At 70.7% G+C, this 23,683-nt stretch carries 15 protein-coding genes; 9 read left to right on the top strand and 6 right to left on the bottom strand.

What is annotated here, in order from left to right:
- Positions 1-359 precede the first annotated feature (359 nt).
- On the bottom strand, positions 360-1,865 hold the full coding sequence (locus tag J2Z30_RS15440; RefSeq protein WP_245388001.1) for an MFS transporter: 1,506 nt from the start codon (positions 1,863-1,865) through the stop codon (positions 360-362).
- Between the two features lie 55 nt (positions 1,866-1,920).
- The gene (locus tag J2Z30_RS15435) at positions 1,921-3,528 is read right to left on the bottom strand and encodes a fatty acyl-CoA synthetase (RefSeq protein ID WP_044568013.1); all 1,608 of its coding nucleotides are present in this window, start codon (positions 3,526-3,528) and stop codon (positions 1,921-1,923) included.
- 205 nt (positions 3,529-3,733) lie between these two features.
- Here J2Z30_RS15435 and J2Z30_RS15430 point away from each other — a divergent pair, with 205 nt between their 5' ends.
- Positions 3,734-4,399 (top strand): TetR/AcrR family transcriptional regulator, encoded by a 666-nt coding sequence (locus J2Z30_RS15430; protein ID WP_044568012.1) that lies wholly within the window; start codon positions 3,734-3,736, stop codon positions 4,397-4,399.
- 57 nt (positions 4,400-4,456) lie between these two features.
- Here the strand turns inward: J2Z30_RS15430 and J2Z30_RS15425 are convergent, their stop codons facing one another.
- Positions 4,457-7,018 carry a PA14 domain-containing protein gene (locus tag J2Z30_RS15425; RefSeq protein WP_372453279.1) on the bottom strand — a complete coding sequence of 854 codons (2,562 nt, stop codon included), beginning with the start codon at positions 7,016-7,018 and terminating at the stop codon, positions 4,457-4,459.
- 253 nt (positions 7,019-7,271) lie between these two features.
- Here J2Z30_RS15425 and J2Z30_RS15420 point away from each other — a divergent pair, with 253 nt between their 5' ends.
- From J2Z30_RS15420 to J2Z30_RS15410, 3 genes are all read left to right on the top strand, one after another.
- Positions 7,272-8,024: an SDR family NAD(P)-dependent oxidoreductase gene (locus J2Z30_RS15420; protein WP_044568010.1), complete on the top strand. Its 753-nt coding sequence runs from the start codon at positions 7,272-7,274 to the stop codon at positions 8,022-8,024.
- A 255-nt stretch (positions 8,025-8,279) separates the two neighbouring features.
- Complete coding sequence (locus tag J2Z30_RS15415) at positions 8,280-8,735, top strand: lamin tail domain-containing protein (RefSeq protein WP_044568009.1); 456 nt, start codon at positions 8,280-8,282, stop codon at positions 8,733-8,735.
- Between the two features lie 91 nt (positions 8,736-8,826).
- The gene (locus tag J2Z30_RS15410; RefSeq protein WP_044568008.1) at positions 8,827-11,253 is read left to right on the top strand and encodes a glycoside hydrolase family 65 protein; all 2,427 of its coding nucleotides are present in this window, start codon (positions 8,827-8,829) and stop codon (positions 11,251-11,253) included.
- Between the two features lie 39 nt (positions 11,254-11,292).
- Here the strand turns inward: J2Z30_RS15410 and J2Z30_RS15405 are convergent, their stop codons facing one another.
- Positions 11,293-12,564 (bottom strand): SLC13 family permease, encoded by a 1,272-nt coding sequence (locus J2Z30_RS15405; RefSeq protein ID WP_044568007.1) that lies wholly within the window; start codon positions 12,562-12,564, stop codon positions 11,293-11,295.
- Positions 12,565-12,796: 232 nt separating this feature from the next.
- Here J2Z30_RS15405 and J2Z30_RS15400 point away from each other — a divergent pair, with 232 nt between their 5' ends.
- The gene (locus tag J2Z30_RS15400) at positions 12,797-13,507 is read left to right on the top strand and encodes a FadR/GntR family transcriptional regulator (RefSeq protein ID WP_044568006.1); all 711 of its coding nucleotides are present in this window, start codon (positions 12,797-12,799) and stop codon (positions 13,505-13,507) included.
- 142 nt (positions 13,508-13,649) lie between these two features.
- Positions 13,650-14,843: a S1 family peptidase gene (locus J2Z30_RS15395; protein ID WP_044568005.1), complete on the top strand. Its 1,194-nt coding sequence runs from the start codon at positions 13,650-13,652 to the stop codon at positions 14,841-14,843.
- 102 nt (positions 14,844-14,945) lie between these two features.
- Here the strand turns inward: J2Z30_RS15395 and J2Z30_RS15390 are convergent, their stop codons facing one another.
- The gene (locus J2Z30_RS15390) at positions 14,946-15,950 is read right to left on the bottom strand and encodes a multicopper oxidase domain-containing protein (RefSeq protein ID WP_044568004.1); all 1,005 of its coding nucleotides are present in this window, start codon (positions 15,948-15,950) and stop codon (positions 14,946-14,948) included.
- Between the two features lie 280 nt (positions 15,951-16,230).
- Here J2Z30_RS15390 and J2Z30_RS15385 point away from each other — a divergent pair, with 280 nt between their 5' ends.
- Together J2Z30_RS15385 and J2Z30_RS15380 are read left to right on the top strand one after the other, a co-directional pair.
- Positions 16,231-18,651, top strand: coding sequence for a ThuA domain-containing protein (locus J2Z30_RS15385; RefSeq protein WP_107073245.1), 2,421 nt, complete (start codon positions 16,231-16,233; stop codon positions 18,649-18,651).
- Positions 18,652-18,713: 62 nt separating this feature from the next.
- Positions 18,714-20,867: an OmpL47-type beta-barrel domain-containing protein gene (locus J2Z30_RS15380; RefSeq protein ID WP_245388040.1), complete on the top strand. Its 2,154-nt coding sequence runs from the start codon at positions 18,714-18,716 to the stop codon at positions 20,865-20,867.
- 207 nt (positions 20,868-21,074) lie between these two features.
- On the opposite strand, the gene recQ is transcribed toward J2Z30_RS15380, so the two are convergent.
- Positions 21,075-22,955, bottom strand: a complete 1,881-nt coding sequence (recQ, locus tag J2Z30_RS15375; RefSeq protein ID WP_044568002.1) for a DNA helicase RecQ — start codon at positions 22,953-22,955, stop codon at positions 21,075-21,077.
- A gap of 158 nt (positions 22,956-23,113) precedes the next feature.
- Between recQ and J2Z30_RS15370 the strand changes: the two genes are divergently transcribed.
- On the top strand, positions 23,114-23,683 hold the full coding sequence (locus J2Z30_RS15370; RefSeq protein WP_044568001.1) for a snapalysin family zinc-dependent metalloprotease: 570 nt from the start codon (positions 23,114-23,116) through the stop codon (positions 23,681-23,683).

Raw genomic sequence — 23,683 nt, 5'->3', positions numbered from 1 at the left:
AGGCGGGGCTTCGTCCCGGGCCCCGCTCTTCAATTGCCGGAGGGGGTGGTAGGCGGGGCTTCGTCCCGGGCCCCGCTCTTCAATTGCCGGAGGGGTGGTAGGCGGGGTTCCGTCCCGGGCCCCGCTCTTCAATTGCCGGAGGGGTGGTAGGCGGGGTTCCGTCCCGGGCCCCGCTCTTCAATTGCCGGAGGGGGTGGTAGGCGGGGCTCAGCCTCAGGCCCCGCTCCTCAAATGCCGGAGGGGGTGAGAGGCGGGGCCCCGGGGTCCGGGCCCCGGGGCCCGGGGACGAAGCCTCCGCCATGCGGCGGAGCCGTGTCGCGATGCCGTGTGGTCCGCCGGGCGTCCCCGTGGGTCCTCGGTCAGCGGCCCGCCACCGGCTCCGGTGTGCCGGGTCGCTCCGAGGTGGTCGTGAGCCGGTCCGGACCGCGGCCCGGCAGCAGCGAGGCGACCGCGAGCGCCACCAGCGCGGCGCCGCCGCCGATCGCGAAGGCGGTGCGGAAGCCGCTCAGGGACGGGAGCTCGACGGGCCCGAACGCGGTGGTCATATGGGCGAGGACGACGCCGACCACCGCACTGGCGGTCGAGGTGCCGATGGACCGCATCAGGGTGTTGAGCCCGTTGGCCGCGCCCGTCTCGGACACCGGCACCGCCGACATGATCAGCGCGGGCATGGCGGAGTACGCGAGGCCGATCCCGGCGCCGATCACACACGAGATGAGCACGATCTGCCACGCGGCGTCCATCAGGAAGATACCCATGCCGTATCCGACGGCGATCACCCCGGCGCCGAGCATCAGCGATGTCTTGGGGCCCGAGGTGGCCGTGATCCGCGCGGACAGCGGGGAGATCGCCATCATCACCAGACCGGACGGGCCCAGGCACAGACCGGCGGTCATCATCGACTGTCCCAGTCCGTACCCCGTGGCCTCGGGCATCTGAAGCAGCTGCGGCAGCACCAGAGACATCCCGAACATCGCGAAGCCGATGACGATGGAGGCCAGATTGGTCAGCAGCACCTGACGGCGCACGGTGGTGCGCAGATCCACCAGCGGCCCGCTCACCCGCAGCTCCCACCGGCTCCACAGCAGCAGCACGACCACCGCCGCGGCGAACAGCCCGGTGGTGACACCGCTGGCCCAGCCCCAGTCGGCGCCCTTGGAGATGGCCAGCAGCAGACAGAGCAGCCCGGCCGACAGCCCGACGGCGCCCACCAGGTCGAACCGCCCGCCGCCGCGCACCGGGGACTCCGGTACGAGCGCCAGCACCAGCGCGATCACCACCACGCCCAGGCTCGCCGAGACCCAGAACAGCACATGCCAGTCGGCGTGTTCGGCCAGCGCCGCGGCGCCGGGGAGGCCGAGGGCGCCGCCGACCCCCAGCGAGGAGCTCATCAGGGCCATCGCCGAGCCGAGCCGTTCGGCGGGCAGTTCATCGCGCATGATGCTGATGCCCAGCGGGATCACGCCCGCGGAGAAGCCCTGGAGCGCACGGCCGACGATCATCGGTGCGAGCGTGTCGGAGAGCGCGCACACCACCGATCCGACCACCAGCATCGCCAGGCTGAGCAGCAGCGTCCGCCGCTTGCCGTACATGTCGCCGAGCCGGCCCAGCACCGGGGTGGCCACGGCACCGGCGAGCAGGGTGGCGGTGATCGCCCAGGAGGCGTCCGAGGCCGAGGTGTGCAGCAGTTCCGGAAGGTCCGGGACCAGCGGCACCACCAGGGTCTGCATCAGGGAGACGACGATCCCGCCGAACGCCAGGACGGCGACCACCGGGCCGGAGCGCGGCGGGTGGGCGGTCGTCGCCGCTTCGGGGGCATCGGGGGTCGGAGGTGAGGAAGTCACGGTGGTCCTTCGTCGGGGCATGGCCGATTCACATCAGTGCGGCAGCAGTGTCGCACAATTTTGTGTAGCAGGTACGTCAAATATGGCCGCCCCGGTCGCCGCTCGGCTCCTCGGCCATGTCCCGGTAGATCTCCCGCAGTTCACGCTTGAGGATCTTGCCGCTGGGATTCTTCGGCAGCGCCTCGGTGAGCCGGACGAACTTGGGCACCTTGAACCCCGCGAGCCGCGCCCGGCAGTGCGTGAGGATCTGCTCCGCCGTCACCTCATGGCCCGGTTTGGCCACCACCACCGCGGTCACTGCCTCGATCCAGTACGGATGCGGCACCCCGAACACGGCGACCTCCGCGACCGCCGGATGGGCGTGGACGGCCTCCTCCACCTCGCGCCCCGAGACGTTCTCCCCACCGCTGTTGACCATGTCCTTCTTGCGGTCGACGATCGTCAGGCACCCCTCCTCGTCCAGCACCCCGAGATCGCCGCTGTGGAACCAGCCGCCCCGGAACGCCTCCGCGGTGCGCTCCGGGTCCCGCCAGTAGCCGAGCATGGTGTGCGGGCCCCGGTGGACGATCTCGCCGACCGTGCCCGGCTCCACCGGCCGGTCCGCCTCGTCCACCACCCGCGTCTCGACGTTCAGCGCGGCCCGCCCCGCCGAACCGGCCTTGCGCTCCTGGTCGGCCGGGCCCAGTACGGTCGCGATCGGGGACATCTCGGTCTGCCCGTAGAAGTTGTAGAGCGCCAGCCCCGGCAGCCGCCGGCGCAGCTCGGCCAGCACCGCGACCGGCATCGGCGCCGCCCCGTAGTACCCCTTCCGCAGCGATGACAGATCGCGGGTCCCGAACTCCGGATGGCGCAGCAGCGCGATCCACACCGTGGGCGGGGCGAACAGCTTGGTCACCCGCTCCGCCTCGATCGTGGCCAGCAGCGTCGCCGGGTCCGGGCCCGGCAGCACCAGACAGGTGGCGCCCAGCTGGATGTCGGGGGTGAGGAAGGCGTGCAGCTGGGCGCAGTGGTAGAGCGGCATCGCATGGATCTCGACATCGTCGGCCGACATCCCGCCGTCCACGATCGCCGTCTGATACTGCGCGATCAGATTGCGGCTCGTCATGATCGCGCCCTTGGGCCGTGACTCGGTCCCCGAGGTGTACATCAGCTGCACCGGATCGTCGTCCTCCAGAGCGGGATCGGGCACCGGATGCCCCCGCTCCGCGCCCAGCGCGGCGAAGTCCTCCCACCCCGCGCGCCCGCCTCCCAGCGCCGCGCGGAGCGCGATCCGGGGCGGTGCGGCCTCGGCCAGCGCGCCCGCGGCGACATCCAGCAGATCCGTGCCCGCGATGATCCCGACCGCTCCCGAATGGTCCAGTACATACGCCACTTCGGAGGTGGTCAGCATGAAGTTGACCGGCACCGACACCGCGCCCAGCCGGGCCAGCGCGAAGTAGGCCACCACGAAGCCGTGGGAGTTGCGGGCGAAGAGCACCACCCGATCGCCCTGGGCGACGCCCCGCGCCGCCAGGGCCCCGGCCGTCCGGCTCACCAGCGCGTCCAGCTCGGCGTAGGTCTGGCGCAGCGGTCCTTCGACGACCGCCGTCCTGGCGGGCAGCCGGGCCGCGGTGCGCGCCAGCAGATCGGCGATGCCGTGGCGGCGGGCGCGCACGATGTCCACGGGCAGGTCGGATGCGGTCATCGTCAGGTCTCCCGGGGGCTCGGACGGGCCGGACAGGGCGTCACGCTGGCACGGCGCGGGGCGGCGTTCAAGGCCTCGGACGGCCATGAGGTTCACGGTGTCAGTGGCCACGAGGTCCACGGCGTCGGACGGCCACGAGCGGCGCCCGAGCGACCTTGCGTAGCCTTGGGGCCTGGTACGACGGGGGCGAGCGAAAGGACACCGGATGGCCGGGACCGCGGAGGGGACCGTCCGCAGAGGACGTGGGCGCCCGCCCCGTCTGTCGCGCGAGCAGATCGTCCGCAGCGCCGCGGAGCTCGCGGTCCGCGAGCCGGAGACCGCGCTGACCGTCAAGAGGGTCGCCGAAGCGGTCGGCTCCGCCCCCATGGCGCTCTACCGCTACTTCCCCGACCGCGACGACCTCCTCCAGGCCGTGGCCGACCGCGTCCTGGCCGAGGCCCAGCACAAGGACCCGCCGGGGGACACCTGGCAGGAGCGGCTGCGCGCCTGGATGCACACCAGCCGCGACTATCTGCTGCCCTACCGCCAGCTGCTCCCCTATATGGCCGCCACCCAGCAGCCCGCCCGGATCTCCTCCCTGGTGACCCTCATCCGGATGCTGCGCCCCCTGAAGCTGACCGAGGACGATCTTGCGCTGGCCGTGACCCTCATCGGCTCCACCGTCATCGGCCACGCGGTCTACGAGACCCACCGCGGCCCGGTCTCCGCCCGCAAGCTGGACGCCCTGAGCGAGGCGCTGGCCCTCTACCCCCCGGACGAGCGGGAGGCGGTGGCCCCGCTGCTGGCGCGGCTGCCGCGGGCGTACAGCAGGCTGTACGACGTGGTGGTGGACCGTACGGTGGCCGCCGTCGAGGCGCTGGCGGCGGAATGACCCGCCCCGGGGACGCGCGCCCCGGAACGGGTCATCACTGGTGGCCGGGGTGTGCGGCTAGCCGGTGCACTCCATGGCCGCCGGGTCCGCCGCGTCGCGGATCAGCGCCTGATGGGCCTGGCGCAGCCGCTTCACATCGGGCTTGATCTCCTTGCGGTCATAGGTGAGCAGCCCGTTGAGCTCGCCCTCCACATCCGTGATCTGGGTGTAGACGGCCCCGCTGCTGCCGTTGCACGCGACCAGCCCGCGCACCTTGTCCAGCAGCTTCAGATACTCGTCGGTGTACTGGTCCTTGTCCACGCCGACATAGGTGTGCTGCACGGGCCAGGCATGCCCCGGGACGGCCAGTCCAAGACCGCCGTACTCGCCGGTGACGCCCGCCCGTGAGGCGTCCGGGCGCGGATCACCCGGGCCGGGGTAGGCGTGGATGTCGGCGAGGTCGCCGTTGCCGGTGTCGTTCCAGCCGCTGGCGCCGTTGATGAGCCGGCTGGGGTCCCAGCCCTTCGCGAGCGTCGGCACCTTCGGGCCGCCGTACTGGCCCCAACCCTCGTTGAAGGTCACCCAGATGACGATCGACGGACTGCTGACGTGCTGGTCGATCATCCGCTTCATCTCGTGCTCGTACTGCGCCTGCGCCTTCTCGGACGGGGTGACCGTGTTCATGGCGGGCATGTCCTGCCAGACCATCAGGCCCAGCCGGTCGGCCCAGTAGTACCAGCGGTCGGGCTCGACCTTGATGTGCTTGCGCACCGAGTTGAAGCCCATGTTCTTGTGCATCTTCAGGTCGTACGCCAGGGCCTCGTCGGTCGGCGCGGTGTGCAGTCCGTCGGGCCAGAACCCCTGGTCGAGGGTGGCCATGGAGAAGATCGGCTTTCCGTTGAGCACGGTGCGCTGCTTGCCGTCCACCTCCTTGACGGCGATGCTCCGCATGCCGAAGTAGCTCTCCACCCGGTCCGCCGAGGCGCCCCGCCCGACCGTCACCTTCAGCTGGTACAGATGAGGATCGTCGGGGGACCACAGGTGCGGGGAGGGCACGGGGACGGTCAGCGGCTTTCCGGTGCGCCCGGTGGCGGTGCCGACCACGCGCCGTCCGTCGTAGGCGGTCGCGGTGACCGGGACGCCGTCCCGCACCCCGCGGACCTCGGTGGTGAGGGCCTTACCGGGGACGTCCGGGGTGAGCTTGAGGGTGTCCACGTGGTCGGTGGCGACCGGCTCCATCCAGACGGTCTGCCAGATCCCGGAGGAGGGGGTGTAGAAGATGCCGCTCGGGTCGAGGCGCTGCTTGCCCATCGGCGGGTTCTCGCCGTCGGCCGCGTCCGTCGGGTCGTAGACGCCGACGATCAGCTCCTGGGTGCGGCCCGGCCGCAGGGCGTCGGTGACATCGGCGCTGAACCGGTCGTAGCCGCCGCGGTGGTCGGCCACCCGGGTGCCGTTCACATACACCTCGGCCCGCCAGTCGACGGCGTCGAAGTTCAGCCGCAACCGCTTGTCCTGGCCGACCTTCCAGTCGGCCGGGACGGTGAAGGTCCGCCGGTACCACATGCGGTCCTCATGGCGCTCCACACCGGAGAGCTTGGACTCCACCGGGTACGGCACCAGGATCCGCTCCTTGAGCTTCTGCCCGACCGGAGGCTTCTGGCCCTCCTTGGCGGCGGCGAACTGCCAGCTGCCATTGAGGTTGCGCCACTGATCGCGAGTCAGCTGGGGGCGCGGGTACTCGGGGTGGGCGTTGTCCGGGCCGACGTCCTTGGCCCAGGGCGTGCTCAGCTGATACGTCGACTTGTTGCCACCGAAGGAGACATACGGGTCGATGGCGCCGTCGCCGTCCTCGAGGCCGCCCTCGCCGTCGTAGCGCACGATGGCCTCGCCGCCGTGGCCGACCACCGGCTCCTTCAGGGAGAGCAGCAGCCGGGACGGATCGGCCGCGTCCAGCCGGGCGCGCCCGAGCGGCCACTGCGCGCCGCCGATGACGGCGGACAGATGCGACGTCAGATCGGCCGGGGGAGTGGTCAGGGGCCTGGCGAAGTCCAGCAGCAGGGTCCGGCCGTCGGGCTGGACGGCGCCGGCCACCGGGCCGTCGTAGTCGAAGTCCGCGGGCAGCCGGAAGGCGGACGCGGGCACGGGCGCCTTGGCCGCGCCCGGCGGGGTCCACGAGAGGTGGAAGTTGGAGCCGCCGTAGTGCTCGAAGTACTCGACCTTGATGTCGTACGCCTTGCCCGCGGTGAGCTCGACGGGCTGGGAGGTCTGCTCCTTGTCCCAGTCGTCCACCCAGTGGTCGATGACCGGTTTGCCGTCGATCCACAGCCGGAAGCCGTTGTCGGCGGTGATCGAGAAGGTGTGCGCACCGGAGCGCTCCGGTGTGATCTGGCCGGTCCAGCGGACGCTGACGTCGTCGGACCGTCCGGTGGTGGCCTGCAGCCGCGGCTCCAGATTGCCGAAGTCGAGGGCGGGGTCGAGGCTGGTGGCCTTCAGCTCGTCGAAGTCGAAGGCTCCCGGGGCGGACTGCAGGTAGTAGTCGCCGCGGAGGCCATGGACGACCGAGGGGTCGTCGGAGCGGGTGTCGGCCGCGGCCGGACCGGGAGCGGTCAGCAGACCGAGCGCGCCAAGCGCCAAGGTCACGGTCGCGACCACGGATCTGGCGAAAGATGAACGAAAACGCACATGTCCTCCTTGCTGGAACAGCTTTTGTGGCTGCTGCTGGGACAAGTGGGGCGCCGCTATTGCGCCATCCCCAACAGAACCTGTCAATAGCGAACGCAAGGCAACAGCTCGGCCGTTGGGTGCTGAGCCTTGACGGGAATGCGCTTTCTTCCTAGCGTGCTTGTTCATAGATGTGACCAGTATTCAACAAGCTGCACTGAGGAGGCCCGTGATGGGGCGACGGATCGTGGTGTCGGGCGGCGGTACCGGCATAGGACTGGCGACCGCGGAGACCTTTGCCGCCGAAGGCGACCGGGTGGTCATCCTCGGACGCCGCGCCGAGGTGCTGCGCGCCGCGGCCGACAAGCTCAACGCCGCCCACGGCGCCGACCTGGTCACCTGGACCAGCGCGGACCTCAGCGACCCGGAGCAGACCCGGCGTGCCGCCGAGTTCATCACCGCGGACGCTGAGGGCGGCGATGTAGATGTCCTCGTCACCAACGCCGGCGGCAATGTCGCGCCCTCCAACGACGGCACCCTCGAGGGCATCGCCGGTCAGTACCAGCGGAACTTCGAGGCCAACGTGCTGACCGCCGTGCTGCTCACCGAGGCGCTGCTGCCCCACCTCACCCGGCCCGGCGGCCGGATCGTCCACCTGTCCTCGGTCGCGTCGCTGCGCGGCCCAGGATCGTACGGCGGCACCAAGGCCGCGCTGCACACCTACACCTTCGAGCTGGCCAGGCGGCTCGGCCCGGAGGGGGCCACCGCCAACGCGGTGGCCCCCGGCTATGTCGAGGACACCGAGTTCTTCGGCGAGCGCGGCACCCCCGAGTTCATCGCCCAGCAGATCGGGCAGACGCTCACCGGGCAGCCCGGGACGCCCGTCGAGATCGCGGCCGCCATCCGCTATCTGGCCTCCCCCGAGGCCGCGTATGTCACCGGCCAGGTGCTGCACATCAACGGCGGGGCGCAGTACGGCCGCTGACCCCGTCTCACCCCGCGCCGGGGGCGGGCAATCGGATTCGCGCTAGGGCCGTACGGCCCTGGAGCAAGGGCCGCGCAGCCCTGCCGCCGCGTTCCGGCCATGGTTCACTCTGGTCCTCCACACAGGTGGGGGGAAGACGGACGGACGGCCGCACCGAAGGAGTCAGCTCGCTGACTCCAAACCATCTTCGGGCGCGGCCGCCCGTCCGTCCTGCGTTAACGCTGCTTCACCACGCACCAACGCAAGGGGGGACTCATGTCCGCACACACCGTCCGCATCGGCGCGGCGCTCGCCGCCGGCTGCGCGATCGCCCTGCTGTACCCGGCCACACCCGCCGGGGCCGCGGGCTCCGTACACCTTTCCAAGATCTACTACGACTCGCCCGGCACGGACAACCGGAGCAACTCCAGCCTCAACGGCGAGTACGTCCAGATCAAGAACTCCACCTCGCGCGGGGTCAGCCTCAAGGGCTGGGTGCTCGTCGACTCGAGCAACCACAAGTACACCTTCCCCGGCTACACCCTCGGCGCGGGCAAGACGGTGACCGTCCGGACCGGCTCCGGCTCCGACACCTCGGCCACCAGGTACCAGGACCGCCGGGCGTACGTCTGGAACAACGACCGCGACAAGGCCACCCTCCGCAAGACCAGCGGCTCCACGGTCGACACCTGCTCGTACAACAACAGCCGGGTCGACTACACGAACTGCTGAGCGCGCGCCGCGCGGGGGCGCGGCGCAGCCGGTGAAGTCCTCCGGCCCGGACCACAATGGGGGTGTCGAGGAGGAGAGCCGGTGATCGGCCGTGTCGGACTGGGTGTGGGAGTACGAGGGCTACGAGCCCGGCGAGGAGCGGTTGCGGGAGTCGCTGTGCACGCTCGGCAACGGCTATGTCGCCACCCGGGGCGCGGCCCCCGAGACGGCCGCCGATGACACCCACTACCCGGGCACCTATGTGGCGGGCTGCTACAACCGGCTGACCTCGGTGGTCGGCGGACGCCAGGTCGAGAACGAGGACATGGTCAACCTGCCGAACTGGCTGCCGCTGCGCTACCGCGTCCGCGACCCGGACCGGCCCGCGGGCCCCGGCGGCTGGCTCACCCCCGACGGGGACGAGCTCACCGGCTACCGGCAGACCCTCGACCTCCGGCACGGCACCCTCGTGCGGCGGCTGCGGTTCACCCACGGCCACGGCCGGGTGCTCCACGTCGAGCAGCAGCGCCTCGTCCACATGGGGGATCCGCATCTGGCGGCCCTGCGCACCACCTTCCGGGCCGAGGGCTGGTCCGGCACCGTCGAGCTGGAGTCGGGGCTCGACGGTGCCGTGGCCAACAGCGGCGTGGTCCGCTACGACGCGCTGGCCGGCCGCCATCTCATCGACCACCGCACCGGCGCCGCTGGCCCCGACACCGTATGGCTGAGCTGCCGCACCACCGGCTCCGAGGTGCGCGTGGCCATGGCCGCGCGCACCCTGGCCGTGCGCGGCGGGACACCCACCGGCACCGGGCAGCGGCTCACCCACGGCGCGGCGATGCGCACCCTGGCCGTGCCGCTCGCGCCGGACGCCCCCGCCACCGTCGAGAAGACCGTGGCGCTGTACACCTCCAAGGACCCCGCGATCAGCGATCCGGCCCAGGCCGCCCTCGACGGGGTGGCTCGGGCGCCGGAGTTCGGGAAGCTGCTTGCCTCCCACCGCACCGCATGGGAACACCTGTGGCGCGAGGCGGCGCTGGAGGTCCCCGGCGAGCCGGGCCACATCCTGCGGCTGCACCTGTTCCACATCCTCCAGACGCTCTCCCCGCACACCGCGGAGCTGGACGTGGGCGTCCCCGCCCGGGGCCTGCACGGCGAGGCGTACCGCGGACATGTCTTCTGGGACGAGCTGTTCGTGCTGCCGTATCTGAACCTCCACTTCCCCGAGGTGTCCCGGGCCCTGCTGCACTACCGCCACCGGCGGCTGCCCCAGGCCTGCCGCGCCGCCGCGGACGCCGGGCGGGCCGGGGCGATGTACCCCTGGCAGAGTGGCAGCGACGGGCGCGAGGAGACCCAGACCCTGCATCTGAACCCGCGCTCCGGCCGCTGGCTGCCGGACAACTCCCGGCTGCAGCACCATGTGGGCTCGGCGGTGGCGTACAACGTGTGGCAGTACTGCCAGGCCAGCGGCGACACCGAATTCCTGCACACCAAGGGCGCGGAGATGCTGCTGCAGATCGCCCGCTTCTGGGCGGACACGGCCGTGTCCGATCCGGAGCGGGGGCGGTACCGCATCCGCGGGGTGGTCGGGCCCGATGAGTACCACGACGGCTATCCCGGCGCCGACCGCCCAGGGATCGACGACAACGCGTACACCAACGTCACCGCGGCCTGGGCGCTCGACCGGGCCCTGGAACTCGCCCGGACCCTGCCCGAGCCGCGCCGCTGCGAGCTGTTCGAGCGGGTGGGCCTCGACCGTGCGGAGCCGGAGCGCTGGGAGGACGTCTCACGGCGGCTGCTGGTCCCCTTCCACCAGGGCGTCATCAGCCAGTTCGACGGCTACGGGGAGCTGGCCGAGCTCGACTGGGACGGCTACCGCACCCGCTACGGCGACATCCGCCGGATGGACCGGATCCTGGAGTCCGAGGGCGACTCCGTCAACCGCTACCAGGTCTCCAAACAGGCCGACGCGCTGATGCTCGGCTATCTCTTCGGCCCCGCCGAACTGTCCGGCCTCTTCCGGCGGCTCGGCTACACCCTGGACGACGACATCTGGCGGGCCACCGTGGAGTACTACCTGTCCCGGACCAGCCACGGCTCGACCCTCAGCGAGCTGGTGCACGGCTGGGTGCTGGCGCGGGCGCGCCGGACCGAGGCATGGCGGCACTGCCAGGAGGCGCTGCTCGGCGATGTGGCGGACGTCCAGGGCGGCACCACCGGCGAGGGCATCCACCTCGGTGCCATGGGCGGCACCCTCGATCTGGTGCAGCGCGGGCTGACCGGTCTCGAGACCCGCGAGGACGCCCTGTGGCTGGACCCGGTGCCGCTGCCCGAGCCGTCCGGGCTGCCAGGGTTGTCGGAGTACCGGTTCTCGATGCGCTATCGCGGCCACTGGGGCGTCGCCCTGCGGGTGCGGGCCGGGCGGCTGTGGATCAGCGTGCCGGACTCGGAGGAGTGCCCGATCGAGGTGCGGCTCGCCGACCGTTCGCTGACCGTGGCCCCGGGCGAGTCCCAGTGGGTTCCGCTGCCACCGGGCTGAACTCGTCTTCCGGCCCCGGCCGGTTGCCCGTCGGCCCGCTCAGCCGAGGCCGGGAACCACCATCGCCAGCCAGACGACCGGCGGCACCGCCACGACCATGATCCCGCCGTAGATCATCAGCTGCCGGAAGAACCGGTCCCGGTCCACGTCCGGCGCGTTGGCCAGTACCAGCGCCCCGTTGGTCGAGAAGGGGCTGATGTCGACGACGGTCGCCGACACCGCGAGGGCCGCGATCATCCCCACCGCGCCGATGTCGCCCTGGGCGAGGAAGGGAACCGCCAGCGGGATCAGCGCGCCCATGATGCCCACCGAGGAGGCGAAGGCGGAGACGATCGCGCCGATGTAGCAGAGCAGCAGGGCGGCGAGCAGCGGAATCCCGATGTCGCTGACCGCCCTGCCCGCGTAGTCGATGGTGCCCATCTCGTCCAGCACCCCGACATAGGTGAGCACACCGCAGATCAGCAGCACGGTGGGCCAGGTCACCTCGTTCACCGCCTTCTTGCCGTGATCCGGCCAGAAGACGCTCAGGGCCACGGCGAGGCTGATCGAGGTGAGCCCGGCGTCCAGATCGAAGGCGAGCACCGCGACCACCAGCGCGGCCAGCGCGGCCAGCGTGGCGATACGGGCGGGGGTGAGACGGCCCGCCGGGTCGGCGGGTGCCTCCTCCGCCCCGTCTTCCCGCTCCTGATCGGTGGCGACGGCGGTCCTGGGGAGCTTCAGCCCGCCGCAGACGACGAAGACGACGGCGGCGATGATCAGGTTGACCACCAGGCTCGCGAGGAACAGCGTGATCTCGTTGCCGGGGAGCTTCTCCCGGTCCACGATGCCGTTGACGATCGATCCGTAGATGCTGATGGGGGAGAAGCCACCGCCCTGGGAGCCGTGCACCACCATGGCACCCATCAGCAGCGGGCTGATCCGGTACCGCGCGGCGAACGAGAGCGCGAGCGGGGCGACGATCGCCACCGCCGCCGGGCTCACCGCCCCGATCGCGGTCAGTGCCCCGCTGACCGCGAACATCACCCACGGGATCAGCGCGACCCGCCCGCCCACCAGCCGGATCGAGGCGTGCACCAGCCAGTCCGTGGTGCCGTTGGACCGGGCGAGGGCGAACAGATACGTCACCCCCACCAGCACCACGAACAGATCGCCCGGGAACCCGGCGAAGATGTGGTCCGCGCTGAAGTCGGCGACCAGCTCGCCCACGCCGAAGGCGGCGGCGAAGGACAGGGCGCCCATGTTGATCGACCGGGTGGTGGCGATGACGAAGACCACCACCAGCACGAGTATCGAGATCAATTCGTCTGACATCGAGCGCTCCCGTCACGGGGACCCGGTCGGCGGACCGGGGACGGTCTGGCCAAGTGGCCTGCTGGCTGACTCACGTTGAGGGCCGGGCGGTTCGGCCGTCAAGACATCGGTGGCAGATTGGCTCAGCCAATTGACCAATGCTCCATCGGACCGCACAACCACCACACCGGCCGGCCACCCGGTGCTACGCTGCGAATCGGGGCCATCACAAGCCGCGATGGGGGGAGCCCGTATGGTCGAGGACGCGCTGCGCCCGATGAACCGTCAGCGCCTGTACGAGCAGGTGCTGGAGAGGCTGCGCGCCTACGTCGAGGAGGGCGGCCTGAAGGCGGGCGACCGGCTGCCCACCGAGCGCGAACTGGCCCAGCGCCTTGGCATCAGCCGCGCCTCCGTCAAACAGGCCATCGTCGTCCTCGAGGTGCAGGGGCTCGTCGAGGTGCGCCAGGGCGGCGGGATGTGCCTGCTGCGCGACAGCCTCGACACCGAGCCCGTCGAACGGCTGGTGGAGCGCCGCCGCCGGCTGCCCGATGTGCTCGACGCCCGCGAGGCGTTGGAGACCAAGCTGGCCGAACTCGCCGCCGAGCGCCGCACCGACGACGATCTCATCGCCCTCCAGCAGGCCCTGCACTGGATGGAGGACGAGATCGAGTCCGACCGTCACGGCGTCGAGGGCGACCGCCGCTTCCACGCCGCCGTCACCGCCGCCGCGCACAGCCCGCTGCTCGCCGAGTTCATGCGCTCGATCGCCGACCAGATCGCCGAGAGCCGCGAGGAGTCGCTGCGCCAGCCCGGCCGCCCCAGGCGCTCGCTCGACCAGCATCAGCGCATCCTGGACGCCATCGCCGAGCGCCGTCCCAAGGCCGCCGCCGCGGCCATGCGCCGCCATGTCCGCACGGTCGCCCAGGTGCGGCTGCTCAACTGGAATCCGGACGAAGCCCCTTGAGCCCGCGGCGGTATCCTGCCCGACCTTCTGCCCGACCGTGACCGATCACGGCTTTGGTCTGGACTTTCCCCGGTGGCTCGCTAGGCTCTGCGCGATCGACACGTGAAAGCGCTCTCACCTGCCGAGCAGAAGGGGAACTTCCATGAGACGGAAGCCCGTTGTCCGTGCCGGACTGTCCGCACTCCTCGTCCTCGGCGCCCTCTCGGGCGCCGGCGGGGCCTTCTCGACCGCCGCCGCGGCATCCGGCGCCGACGCCCCCGCGGCGAAGCCCGCCGCCGCGTCGGCGCCGTCCGCCACCCTCGTCCGCGCGCTCGGCCGGGACCTCGGCCTGACCGCGGACCAGGCACGGGAACGGCTGGGCCAGGAGGCCGCCGCCATGAGGCTGGAGCCCAAGGCCAAGCGCGCCGCGGGCGCCTCCTACGGCGGCTCGTGGTTCGACACGGGCAGCGGGAAGCTGGTCGTCGGCGTCACCAGCGCCGAGCGGGCCGCGTCGGTACGGGCCACGGGCGCCACCACCCGGATCGTCGGGCACAGCGCCGACGCGCTCGACGCGGCCAAGGCGCGCCTCGATGAGAAGGCCCGGAAGCAGGCCGCCCCCGCCGGGGTGAGCAGTTGGAGCACCGACCCCCGCGCGGGCGCCGTCGTGGTCCGGGTCCGGCAGGGGAGCGAAGGCGACACCGCCGTCCGCGCGTTCCTCCGCGAGGCGAAGCGCTCGGCCGCCGTCCCGGTCACCGTCGAGAAGGCCCCCGCCCAGGCGCCGACGACCTTCGCCGCGGGCACGGTCGGCGGCGACCCGTACTACACCGGCAACGTCCGCTGCTCCATAGGCTTCTCGGTCCAGGGCGGCTTCGTCACGGCCGGGCACTGCGGCCAGGCGGGGGGCTCCGTCAGCGGCTGGGACGGCTCGTACATCGGCAACTTCCAGGGCTCCTCCTTCCCCGGCAACGACTACGCCTACGTCAGCGTCGGCAGCGGCTGGTGGACCGTGCCGGTGGTGCTCGGCTGGGGCACCGTCCCCGACCAGCTGGTCCGCGGCTCCGCCGAGGCCCCGATCGGCGCCTCCATCTGCCGGTCCGGCTCCACCACCCACTGGCACTGCGGCACGGTCCTGGCCAAGAACGAGACGGTGAACTACAGCCAGGGCGCGGTGCACCAGATGACCAAGACCAGTGTGTGCGCCGAGGGCGGCGACTCCGGCGGCTCGTTCATCAGCGGCGACCAGGCCCAGGGCGTGACCTCGGGCGGCTGGGGCAACTGCTCCAGCGGCGGCGAGACCTGGTACCAGCCGGTCAACGAGATCCTTTCGGTGTACGGCCTGCGGCTGCACACCGCCTGACGGCGCTGCACACCGCCTGACGGGCGATACGGCGATACGGCGATACGGCGACAAGACAACGGGGCGGGCCCGGCGGCCCGCCCCGTCGTGTCGCTCCGGCGGCTACCCCGGGCGGTGTGCCGACAGCCGGTGCGGGTCGTAGCCGGGGATGGTGCCATCGGCCTTGGCGACCAGGAACAGCCCGGCCATGCCCATGTCGGAGTGGCTCTGGACATGGCAGTGGTACATCCAGGCGCCCGCGCCGACGTTCTCCCCGGCGATCACCTGGAAGCCGAAGGAGTCGGCGGGCCCGGTGATCTTGTTGTCGATGACCCGGCTCACATCGTCCGGGCCCGCCAGCAGCCCGGTGCGGTTGTCCGCCCACCGGTGCCCGTGCATATGGAAGGTGTGGTAGTACTCGCCGTGGGTGATCATGATGATCTCGACGCGATCGCCCACCGTGGCCCGGAACTCGGGGGCGTCATGCCCCGCCTTGTTGTTGATCGTCATGTCGTTGAAGACGATTGTGAACTGCTTGTCCGGCAGGATGTCGCCCGCCCGCCGCACCACCACCGGTCCGTACAGTCCCTTCCGCAGGCCACCGGTGCCGTGCGGAGTGCCCACCGCGTGGTCGTGGTAGTGCCAGTAGCCCGCGCTGCCCGGCCGCCAGGTGCCGTCGGCGCGCTTGCCCGGGGTGTGGGTGCGCCAGGTGTAGGTGCGGGTGCCGCCGGGCTCCACGGCGCTGCGGTTGAGCTGGGTGCCGTCGCTGGCGACGTCGTAGTCCAGGCCGTGCACATGGAGGCTGGCCGTGACGTCCATGGTGTTCTCGAACTCGATGTGCAGAGTGTCGCCCTCGGTCAGCTCGATCAGCGGACCGGGGATGCTGGCCTTGCCCTTCTCGAGCCCGTACCCCATCGATCCGTCCGGCAGCTGCTCCGCGTAGAGCTTGAGATGGCGGACCGCGCCGCCCGCGGCCGCCGTTCTGACCCCGCCGGACGGGGCCTTCGCAGCCTTCGCGGCGGCGGGGGAGGTGAGGGCCAGCGGTCCGACGGCCGCGGCGGCCGCGCCGCCGGTGAAGAGCCGTCTGCTGAGACCGCGTCTGGAGGTGAAGCCGGGTGCGTCGCTCATCGTTCTCCCAAATCGCTGTGGATCCCCTGCCGTTGACGATGCGCAGATGCCCCGGGGTGCTTTCACGGTAGCCGGGGGAGCCTCGTTCATCCACACTCAGGACAAAGTTCGTTGAGTTGCGGTCATAGCTATTGGCGACTTGCGAAAAGCCGTCTAGCTTCCTTCAGCGGTGTTATAGGTACGTGAGAGGGATGGGTGACCAATGCGGGACATACCGTACCAAATGCCCTCAAAGAGGAGAGGGCTGACAGCCGGTCGGCTGCGAAGGAGACGCGCGGGGATGGCGGCACTGCTCTTCGGCGCCCTCACCGCGACCCTGCTCGGCGGGACCCCCGCCAGCGCCCGGCCCGAGGATCGTGCGCCACTCACGCTGCCGTCGCCGCCGGGCGGTGACAACGTCCGGGTCCTGGTGTTCCACGGTTCGGCCGGGGACGAGCCGGACACGGTGAACGCGGGCATCGAGGCCATCGAGCGGATCGGCAACCAGGGCCCCGCGGCGACCCGGTTCACCGTCGACGCCACCGCCGACGCCTCGGTCTTCACCAAGCCCCGGCTGGGCAAGTACAACGCCGTGGTCTTCCTGACCGGTTCCGGCGATGTGCTCGACCCCGATCAGGAGGCGGGGCTCGAGGCGTACATGGAGGCGGGCGGCGGCTTCCTCGGCATCCATGACGCGGCCCGCAACGAGCCGTACTCCGACTGGTTCGGCGGGCTGATCGGTGCCCGCCCGGCCACCACTTCCCCGGCCAACGCCCAGCGGGCCGTGGTGGAGGTCGGCGACCGCGTCCACCCGGCCACCAAGGAGCTGCCGCTGGAGTGGAAGCGCACCGACACCTGGACCAACTGGAAGGACAACCCCTCCGGCACGGTGCACACCGTGGCCCGGGTCCGCGAGTCCAGCTACCAGCCGGGCGCGGGCGCCAACGGCTGGGACCACCCGATCTCCTGGTGCCGTGACTACGACGGCGGCCGCTCCTTCTACACCGGCATGGGCGGCACGGTGTCCACCTTCCAGGAGACCGACTTCCGCGCCCATCTGCGCGGCGCGCTGCTGTGGACCACCCGTCTCTCCCGCGCCGACTGCAAGGCCACCATCAACGCGAACTACAAGGCCGAGCGCGTCACCAAGCCCAATCAGCCGGGCCAGTCCGACCAGATCGGCGAGCCGCACGGCCTCGTCACCGCCAAGGACGGCCGGGTGCTGTACATCGGCCGGGGCGGCGGTGACAACAGCGCGCCCGTGGTCACCGACTGGAACGACCCGGACATCGGCAAGGGCCAGGGCCAGATCCATGTCTACGACCCGGCCACCGGCAAGGTGACGCTCGCGGGCGCCCTGACCGTCTTCGGCAACAAGGGCGGCGGCGATGAGCTGATCAAGGTCGAGGAGGGGCTGCTCGGTATCGAGCTGGACCCGGACTTCCTCACCAACGGCTGGGTGTATCTGCACTACACCCCGCACTCCCGGATCAACCGGGACACCCAGATGGCCGAGCGCCGCGTCTCCCGGTTCACCCTGGACCTGAAGACCAACAAGCTGGACCTGGGCTCGGAGAAGGTCCTGCTCTCCTGGCCGGTCCAGATCCACAGCTGCTGCCACGCGGGCGGCGGGATGTCCTGGGACTCCAAGGGCAACCTCTACATCGCCACCGGGGACAACAACTCCTCCCAGTTCAGCGACGGTTACTCGGGCAACAACCCACAGCCGAACTACAAGGGCGTCTCCTTCTCCGACGCCCGCCGCACCGCGGGCAACACCCACAACCTCAACGGCAAGATCCTGCGGATCCACCCCGAGGACGACGGCACTTACACCCTCCCCGAGGGCAATCTCTTCACCGGCAAGGAGCCCGACGAGGGCGGCGGGAAGACCCGTGGCGAGATCTATGTGATGGGGGTGCGCAACCCGGCCCGGATCTTCGTGGACCAGAAGACCGACATCCTCTACGCGGGCTGGGTCGGCCCGGACGCGGGCGAGCCCAGCACCACCTGGGGCCCGGCCAAGTACGACACCTTCGCCGCCATCACCAAGGCGGGCAACCACGGCTGGCCGTACTGCATGGGCAACAAGCAGCCCTACCGGGACCGCAATCTGCCCGACCCCAGCAAACCGCTGGGCTGGTACGACTGCGACCACCCCAAGAACGAGTCGCCCAACAACGACGGTCTGGTGAACCTGCCGCCCATCACCGGGAACACCATCTGGTACTCGCCCCAGGGCGGCGCCCCCGACTACCCGCGGGACGCGAACGGCATCCCCAGCTACAAGACGTCGGAGGCCAAGTACCTGCTGCCGTGGCTCAAGGGCGGCGGCCAGGCCACCATGAACGGCCCGGTCTACCGCTATGACGCCACCAGCGACTCCACCACCAAATGGCCCCAGTACTGGGACGGCAAGTGGTTCGTCGGCGACTTCTACGACGCCGACCAGCCGCGCCACGCCGTGGTGACCGACCCGAAGACCGTCGGCAAGGGCGGGCTGCCGGTGCACGCCGAATCGCTCAAGAAGATCATCCCGGTGGGCGCCGACGGCATCCGCAACCTCATGGACTGGAAGTTCGCCCCGGACGGCTCGCTCTACGTCCTCGACTACGGGCGCGGCTTCTTCACCTCCGACTCCAAGTCGGCGCTGTGGCACATCACGTACACCGGCGGCGAGCCCACTCCGCTCGCCCAGGATCTGGCCAGGAAGGCGGAGTGACCGTGAAACGAAGGCGCCCCAAACCCATCAGACCCTGGCTGCCACTGCTCGCCGCGCTGCTCATGCTCCTCGGGCTGAGCTCGGCGACGGCGACGGTGGCCTACGGCCAGGACGACACCCGGCAGGCCGCCCAGCAGACCCTCACCTGGACCGCGGGTGACGACATCACCAAGTACGCCTCGGCGCCCACCACCGCGGTCGCCGGGAAGACCACCATCGTCTTCGAGAACAGCACGGCCACCGGCAACACCATGGGGATGCCGCACACCCTGACCTTCGATGTCTCCGACCCCGAGTACAACAACGACGTCCCGCTGAACATCCTCGCCAACCCCTCGGACGACAGCGGCGGCAAGCACACCGCCGAGGTCACCCTCAGCCCTGGCCGCTACCGCTACCACTGCACCATCCCCGGCCATGGCCAGATGCAGGGCATCCTGGTGGTCACCGACGGCGGCGGTGGCGAGGACACCACCGCGCCCGAGGCCTCGGCGAAGGTCGAGGGCGATCGAGACGCGGACGGCGCGTACATCGGGATGGCCACCGTCAGCGTGTCCGCCACCGACGAGGGCTCCGGCGTGGACCGGATCGAGTTCGCCGAAGGCGACGGGGCGTTCCAGCCGTACACCGCCCCGGTGATGGTCCACCAGGTCGGGCAGCACACCATCCGCTACCGGGCCGTGGACAAGGCGGGGAACGTGTCGGAGGTGAAGTCGGTGGACTTCACCGTGGTGGCGCCGCCGACGGACGACTCCACACCGCCGGAGACCTCCGCCACGGTCTCCGGTGAGAAGGACCCGTCCGGTGCGTACATCGGGATGGCCACCGTGACCGTCACCGCCTCCGACACCGGCTCCGGGGTCAACCGGATCGACTACGCCCTGGGCCAGGGGGAGTTCCAGCCCTACACCGGTCCGGTGATGGTCCATGACGCGGGTGCGCACACGGTGCGCTTCCGGGCGGCGGACAAGGCGGGGAACGTGTCGGAGGTGAAGTCGGTGGACTTCACGGTGGTGGTCCCGCCGGCCGAGGACACCATCCCCCCGTCGACCTCCGCGCAGGTCGACGGCACCAAGAACTCCGACGGCGCCTATGTGGGCAGCGCCAAGGTCACGCTCACCGCCGCGGACGACGACTCCGGGGTGGAGAAGGTCGAGTACTCCCTGGACAGCGGTCCGTACCTCGCCTACGCCACCCCCGTGGTAGTGGACCGGGTGGGCCGTCACACCGTCGCGTACCGCGCCACCGACAAGGCGGGCAACACCTCCGAGGCCCGCCAGATCGCCTTCACCGTGGCCGAGGGCGGCGGGGTGCCCGCACCCGCGTGTCCGGAGTGGGACGAGCGCCTCACGGTGATCGTCGGCATGGTGGACACCGGTGTCCCCAACCGCATCACCCGCAGCCGCTGCACCATCAACGAGCTGATCGAGGACGAGAAGGACTGGTCCTCCCACGCTCTGTTCCTCAAGCACGTCACCTCCGTGACCGACAAGCTGCTCGCCGACGGCGTCGTCGACCAGCGCGAATACCGGGCGATCAACAAGGCGGCCAAGCAGTCCGGGATCGGCAAGCCCGGTCAGGACGAGGGCTACCGTCCGCTGTTCGACGGCACCAAGAAGTCCTTCGACAAGTGGCAGCACGTGGGCGGCGGGGCCTTCGGCCTCAATGACGACGGCAGCATCACCAGCAGCACCTCGGTCGAGGGCATGGGCATGCTGTGGTTCCCGCAGCGGACCTTCGACGACTACTCGCTGAAGCTCCAGTTCCGCGATGACGCACCCGGGACGGGCAATGCCAACGGAGGCGTCTTCGTGCGCTTCCCGTACGTCCATGACCACCCCGAGGAGTCCCGCCCGGAGTGGGTCGCCATCAAGTACGGGCACGAGGTGCAGATCCTCGACCGCCCGGACGGCGATATGTACAAGACCGGATCGGTCTACGGTTTCGACCGGGTCGGGCTGGCCGGGGCGGGGGTCACCCCCAAGGGCAGCTGGAATGACTATGAGATCCGGGTGGTCGGTCAGCACTTCTCGATCTACCGCAACGGTGTGCTGCTCAATGAGTTCGAGAACACCGGCGGCCAGGAGTTCACCCCGCCGCGCTCGGACGACCCCGGCACGGATGGCCGTCGGTACTCCTCCGGGTACATCGGTCTCCAGGTCCACAGCACCGATGATGTGATCTCGTACCGCGACATCCGCATCAAGGAGCTGTAGGCGCTGCCGCGTACGGCATGAGGAACGGCGCGAGGGTGAGTGGCCGCCGGAGCACCCCAGTCCCCGGCGGCCACGGACCATGGGCCACGGGCCCTGACGTTACCTCAGGTAACACTCATCGGTAACCCCTGTGCTCCAGACCTGCCAAACCCCCGCTCCCGGCTTGCGGGAGCGGGGGTTTGACATACCGTCAGTAGGTGGGAGCGGTCAGGACGCCAGGGTGTCCAGAATCCCCTGCCCGTACTTCACCAGCTTGTTCTCACCGACCCCGCTCACCGTGCCGAGCTCCTCGAGCGTGGCCGGGGCGAGGGTCGCGATCTCGCGCAGGGTGGCGTCGTGGAAGACCACATACGCGGGGACGCCCTGCTCCTTCGCGGTCGCCGCCCGCCAGGCGCGCAGCCGCTCGAAGACCGGCACGGCCTCCTCCGGCAGATCCACCGGGGCCTTCTTGGCCTTCCCCGAGCCCCCCGACTTCCCCTTCGCGGCGCGCGGCGCCTTCTCCGGCTCGCGCCGCAGCCTGACCTCGCGCTGTCGGCCCAGCACCTCCGCGCTCGCGTCGGTGAGCACCAGCGTGCCGTAGTCCCCCTCGACGCCGATCACTCCCTGGGCCAGCAACTGCCGTACCACCCCGCGCCATTCGGCCTCGCGCAGCTCGGTCCCGATGCCGAACACCGACAGCGCGTCATGGTCGAACTGGATGACCTTGGCCGTCTTCTTGCCGAGCAGGATGTCGATGATCTGCCCCGCGCCGAACTTCTGGTTGCGCTCCCGCTTGAGCCGCACCACCGTGGACAGCAGCTTCTGCGCGGGGACGGTGCCGTCCCAGGTCTCCGGGGGCGTGAGGCAGGTGTCGCAGTTGCCGCAGGGGGTGGACTGCTGGCCGAAGTACGCCAGCAGCCCCACCCGGCGGCACTCCACCGTCTCGCACAGCGCCAGCATCGCGTCGAGATGGGCGCCGAGGCGGCGCCGATGGGTGTCGTCGCCCTCGGAGGTGTCGATCATCTTCCGCTGCTGGACCACGTCCTGGAGCCCGTACGCCAGCCATGCGGTGGAGGGCTGTCCATCACGCCCGGCCCGGCCGGTCTCCTGGTAGTAGCCCTCCACGGACTTGGGCAGGTCCAGATGGGCCACGAACCGCACATCGGGCTTGTCGATCCCCATGCCGAACGCGATCGTGGCCACCACGACCAGACCGTCCTCGCGCAGGAAGCGCGCCTGGTGCTCGGCGCGGGTCCGCGCGTCCAGCCCCGCGTGGTACGGCACCGCGGCGATGCCCTGGGCCACCAGGAACTCGGCCGTCTTCTCCACCGAGGAGCGGGACAGGCAGTACACGATCCCCGCCTCGCCCGGGTGCTCGGTGCGCAACAGCTCCAGCAGCTGCTTCTTCGGCTCGTTCTTGGGGGCGATCCGGTACTGGATGTTCGGGCGGTCGAAGCTGGCCACGAAGTGCAGCGCGTCCTGCAGCTTCAGCCGGGACGCGATCTCGGTGTGGGTGGCCTCGGTGGCGGTCGCGGTCAGCGCGATCCGGGGCACGGTGGGCCAGCGCTCGTGCAGCTCGGACAGGGCCAGATAGTCGGGCCGGAAATCGTGCCCCCACTGCGCCACACAGTGTGCCTCGTCGATGGCGAACAGCGAGACCGTGCCCCGGTCAAGCAGCCGCAGCGTGTGCTCGACCCGCAGCCGCTCCGGGGCCAGATAGAGCAGATCCAGCTCGCCCGCGAGGAACTCGGCCTCGACCATCCGCCGCTCGTCCAGGTCCTGGGTGGAGTTGAGGAACCCGGCCCGCACCCCGAGGTTCCGCAACGCGTCGACCTGGTCCTGCATCAGTGCGATCAGGGGCGAGACGACGACGCCGACGCCCTTCCGCACCAGCGCCGGGATCTGGTAGCACAGCGATTTGCCACCGCCGGTCGGCATGAGGACGAGCGCGTCACCACCGGCCACCACATGGTCGATGATCTCCTGCTGCCCTCCCCGGAACGAGTCGTAGCCGAAGACGCGGTGCAGAACGCCGAGCGCCTCGCTCGTCTCGGGGCCGGGCGCGTCGTCGCTCATGTCGGGGCCGGTGCCGGTGTCGGGGAGAGCCATCCGGCGATTCTAGGGTGCCGGGAGGTACTCGCGGTGACCACCTGTGGACAACCGGCCGGATGAGGCAAGGTGGGCGGGCACAGTGGCCGATGAGACGGCGACATGCCATGCTCATGCCCACTTGCACCGTCCATCCTTCCCCCACGAGGAGGCCGATCGTGAGATCCAGCAAGTTCGTACGTGCCTTACCCGCTGCGGTGACAGCGGTGCTCGCCCTGACGGCCGGACAGGCCGTGGCCGCCCCCGCCTCCGCCGCCCCGGCGGAGCACACCGCCGCCGCGCGGACGGTGACCTACGACGCCAGCGGGGCCGCCGAGTTCAAGGACGCCGTGGCCAAGGGCGCGGCGGTCTGGAACGAGAGCGTGGTCAACGTCCAGCTGAAGCCGGTCGCGTCCGGACAGCGGGCCAACGTCCGCATCATCGCGGACAACGGCTGGCCCCGCACCCTCTCGACCGGTCTGGGCAGCGGCACGATCTACTTCGGTCGCGAGGCCGTCGACGAGGGCTACAACACGGTGCGGATCTCCTCGCACGAGCTCGGCCACATCCTCGGTCTGCCGGACATGAAGCCGGGGCCGTGCTCGAGCCTGATGTCCGGCTCCACCGCCGGGGTCTCCTGCACCAACCCCAACCCGAACGCCGCCGAGAAGGCCGAGGTCGAGGACAGCTTCGGCCTCGTGGGCGCGGGCGCGACGGCCGCCGCGACGCCGCGGATGTACCGGGACTGA

It is taken from the genome of Streptomyces iranensis (assembly GCF_017874715.1).
Lineage (GTDB): Bacteria > Actinomycetota > Actinomycetes > Streptomycetales > Streptomycetaceae > Streptomyces > Streptomyces iranensis.
The sequence above is the reverse complement of the archived record's forward strand: the minus strand, read 5'-3'. Positions and strand labels throughout refer to the sequence as shown.

Excerpts from the sequence above, each read along its gene's own strand:
- J2Z30_RS15440 (WP_245388001.1), bottom strand. The coding sequence starts at position 1,865 with ATGCCCCGACGAAGGACCACCGTGACTTCCTCACCTCCGACCCCCGAT.
- J2Z30_RS15435 (WP_044568013.1), bottom strand. The coding sequence starts at position 3,528 with ATGACCGCATCCGACCTGCCCGTGGACATCGTGCGCGCCCGCCGCCAC.
- J2Z30_RS15430 (WP_044568012.1), top strand. The coding sequence starts at position 3,734 with ATGGCCGGGACCGCGGAGGGGACCGTCCGCAGAGGACGTGGGCGCCCG.
- J2Z30_RS15420 (WP_044568010.1), top strand. The coding sequence starts at position 7,272 with ATGGGGCGACGGATCGTGGTGTCGGGCGGCGGTACCGGCATAGGACTG.
- J2Z30_RS15415 (WP_044568009.1), top strand. The coding sequence starts at position 8,280 with ATGTCCGCACACACCGTCCGCATCGGCGCGGCGCTCGCCGCCGGCTGC.
- J2Z30_RS15405 (WP_044568007.1), bottom strand. The coding sequence starts at position 12,564 with ATGTCAGACGAATTGATCTCGATACTCGTGCTGGTGGTGGTCTTCGTC.
- J2Z30_RS15400 (WP_044568006.1), top strand. The coding sequence starts at position 12,797 with ATGGTCGAGGACGCGCTGCGCCCGATGAACCGTCAGCGCCTGTACGAG.
- J2Z30_RS15395 (WP_044568005.1), top strand. The coding sequence starts at position 13,650 with ATGAGACGGAAGCCCGTTGTCCGTGCCGGACTGTCCGCACTCCTCGTC.
- J2Z30_RS15390 (WP_044568004.1), bottom strand. The coding sequence starts at position 15,950 with ATGAGCGACGCACCCGGCTTCACCTCCAGACGCGGTCTCAGCAGACGG.
- J2Z30_RS15385 (WP_107073245.1), top strand. The coding sequence starts at position 16,231 with ATGGCGGCACTGCTCTTCGGCGCCCTCACCGCGACCCTGCTCGGCGGG.
- J2Z30_RS15380 (WP_245388040.1), top strand. The coding sequence starts at position 18,714 with ATGCTCCTCGGGCTGAGCTCGGCGACGGCGACGGTGGCCTACGGCCAG.
- recQ (WP_044568002.1), bottom strand. The coding sequence starts at position 22,955 with ATGGCTCTCCCCGACACCGGCACCGGCCCCGACATGAGCGACGACGCG.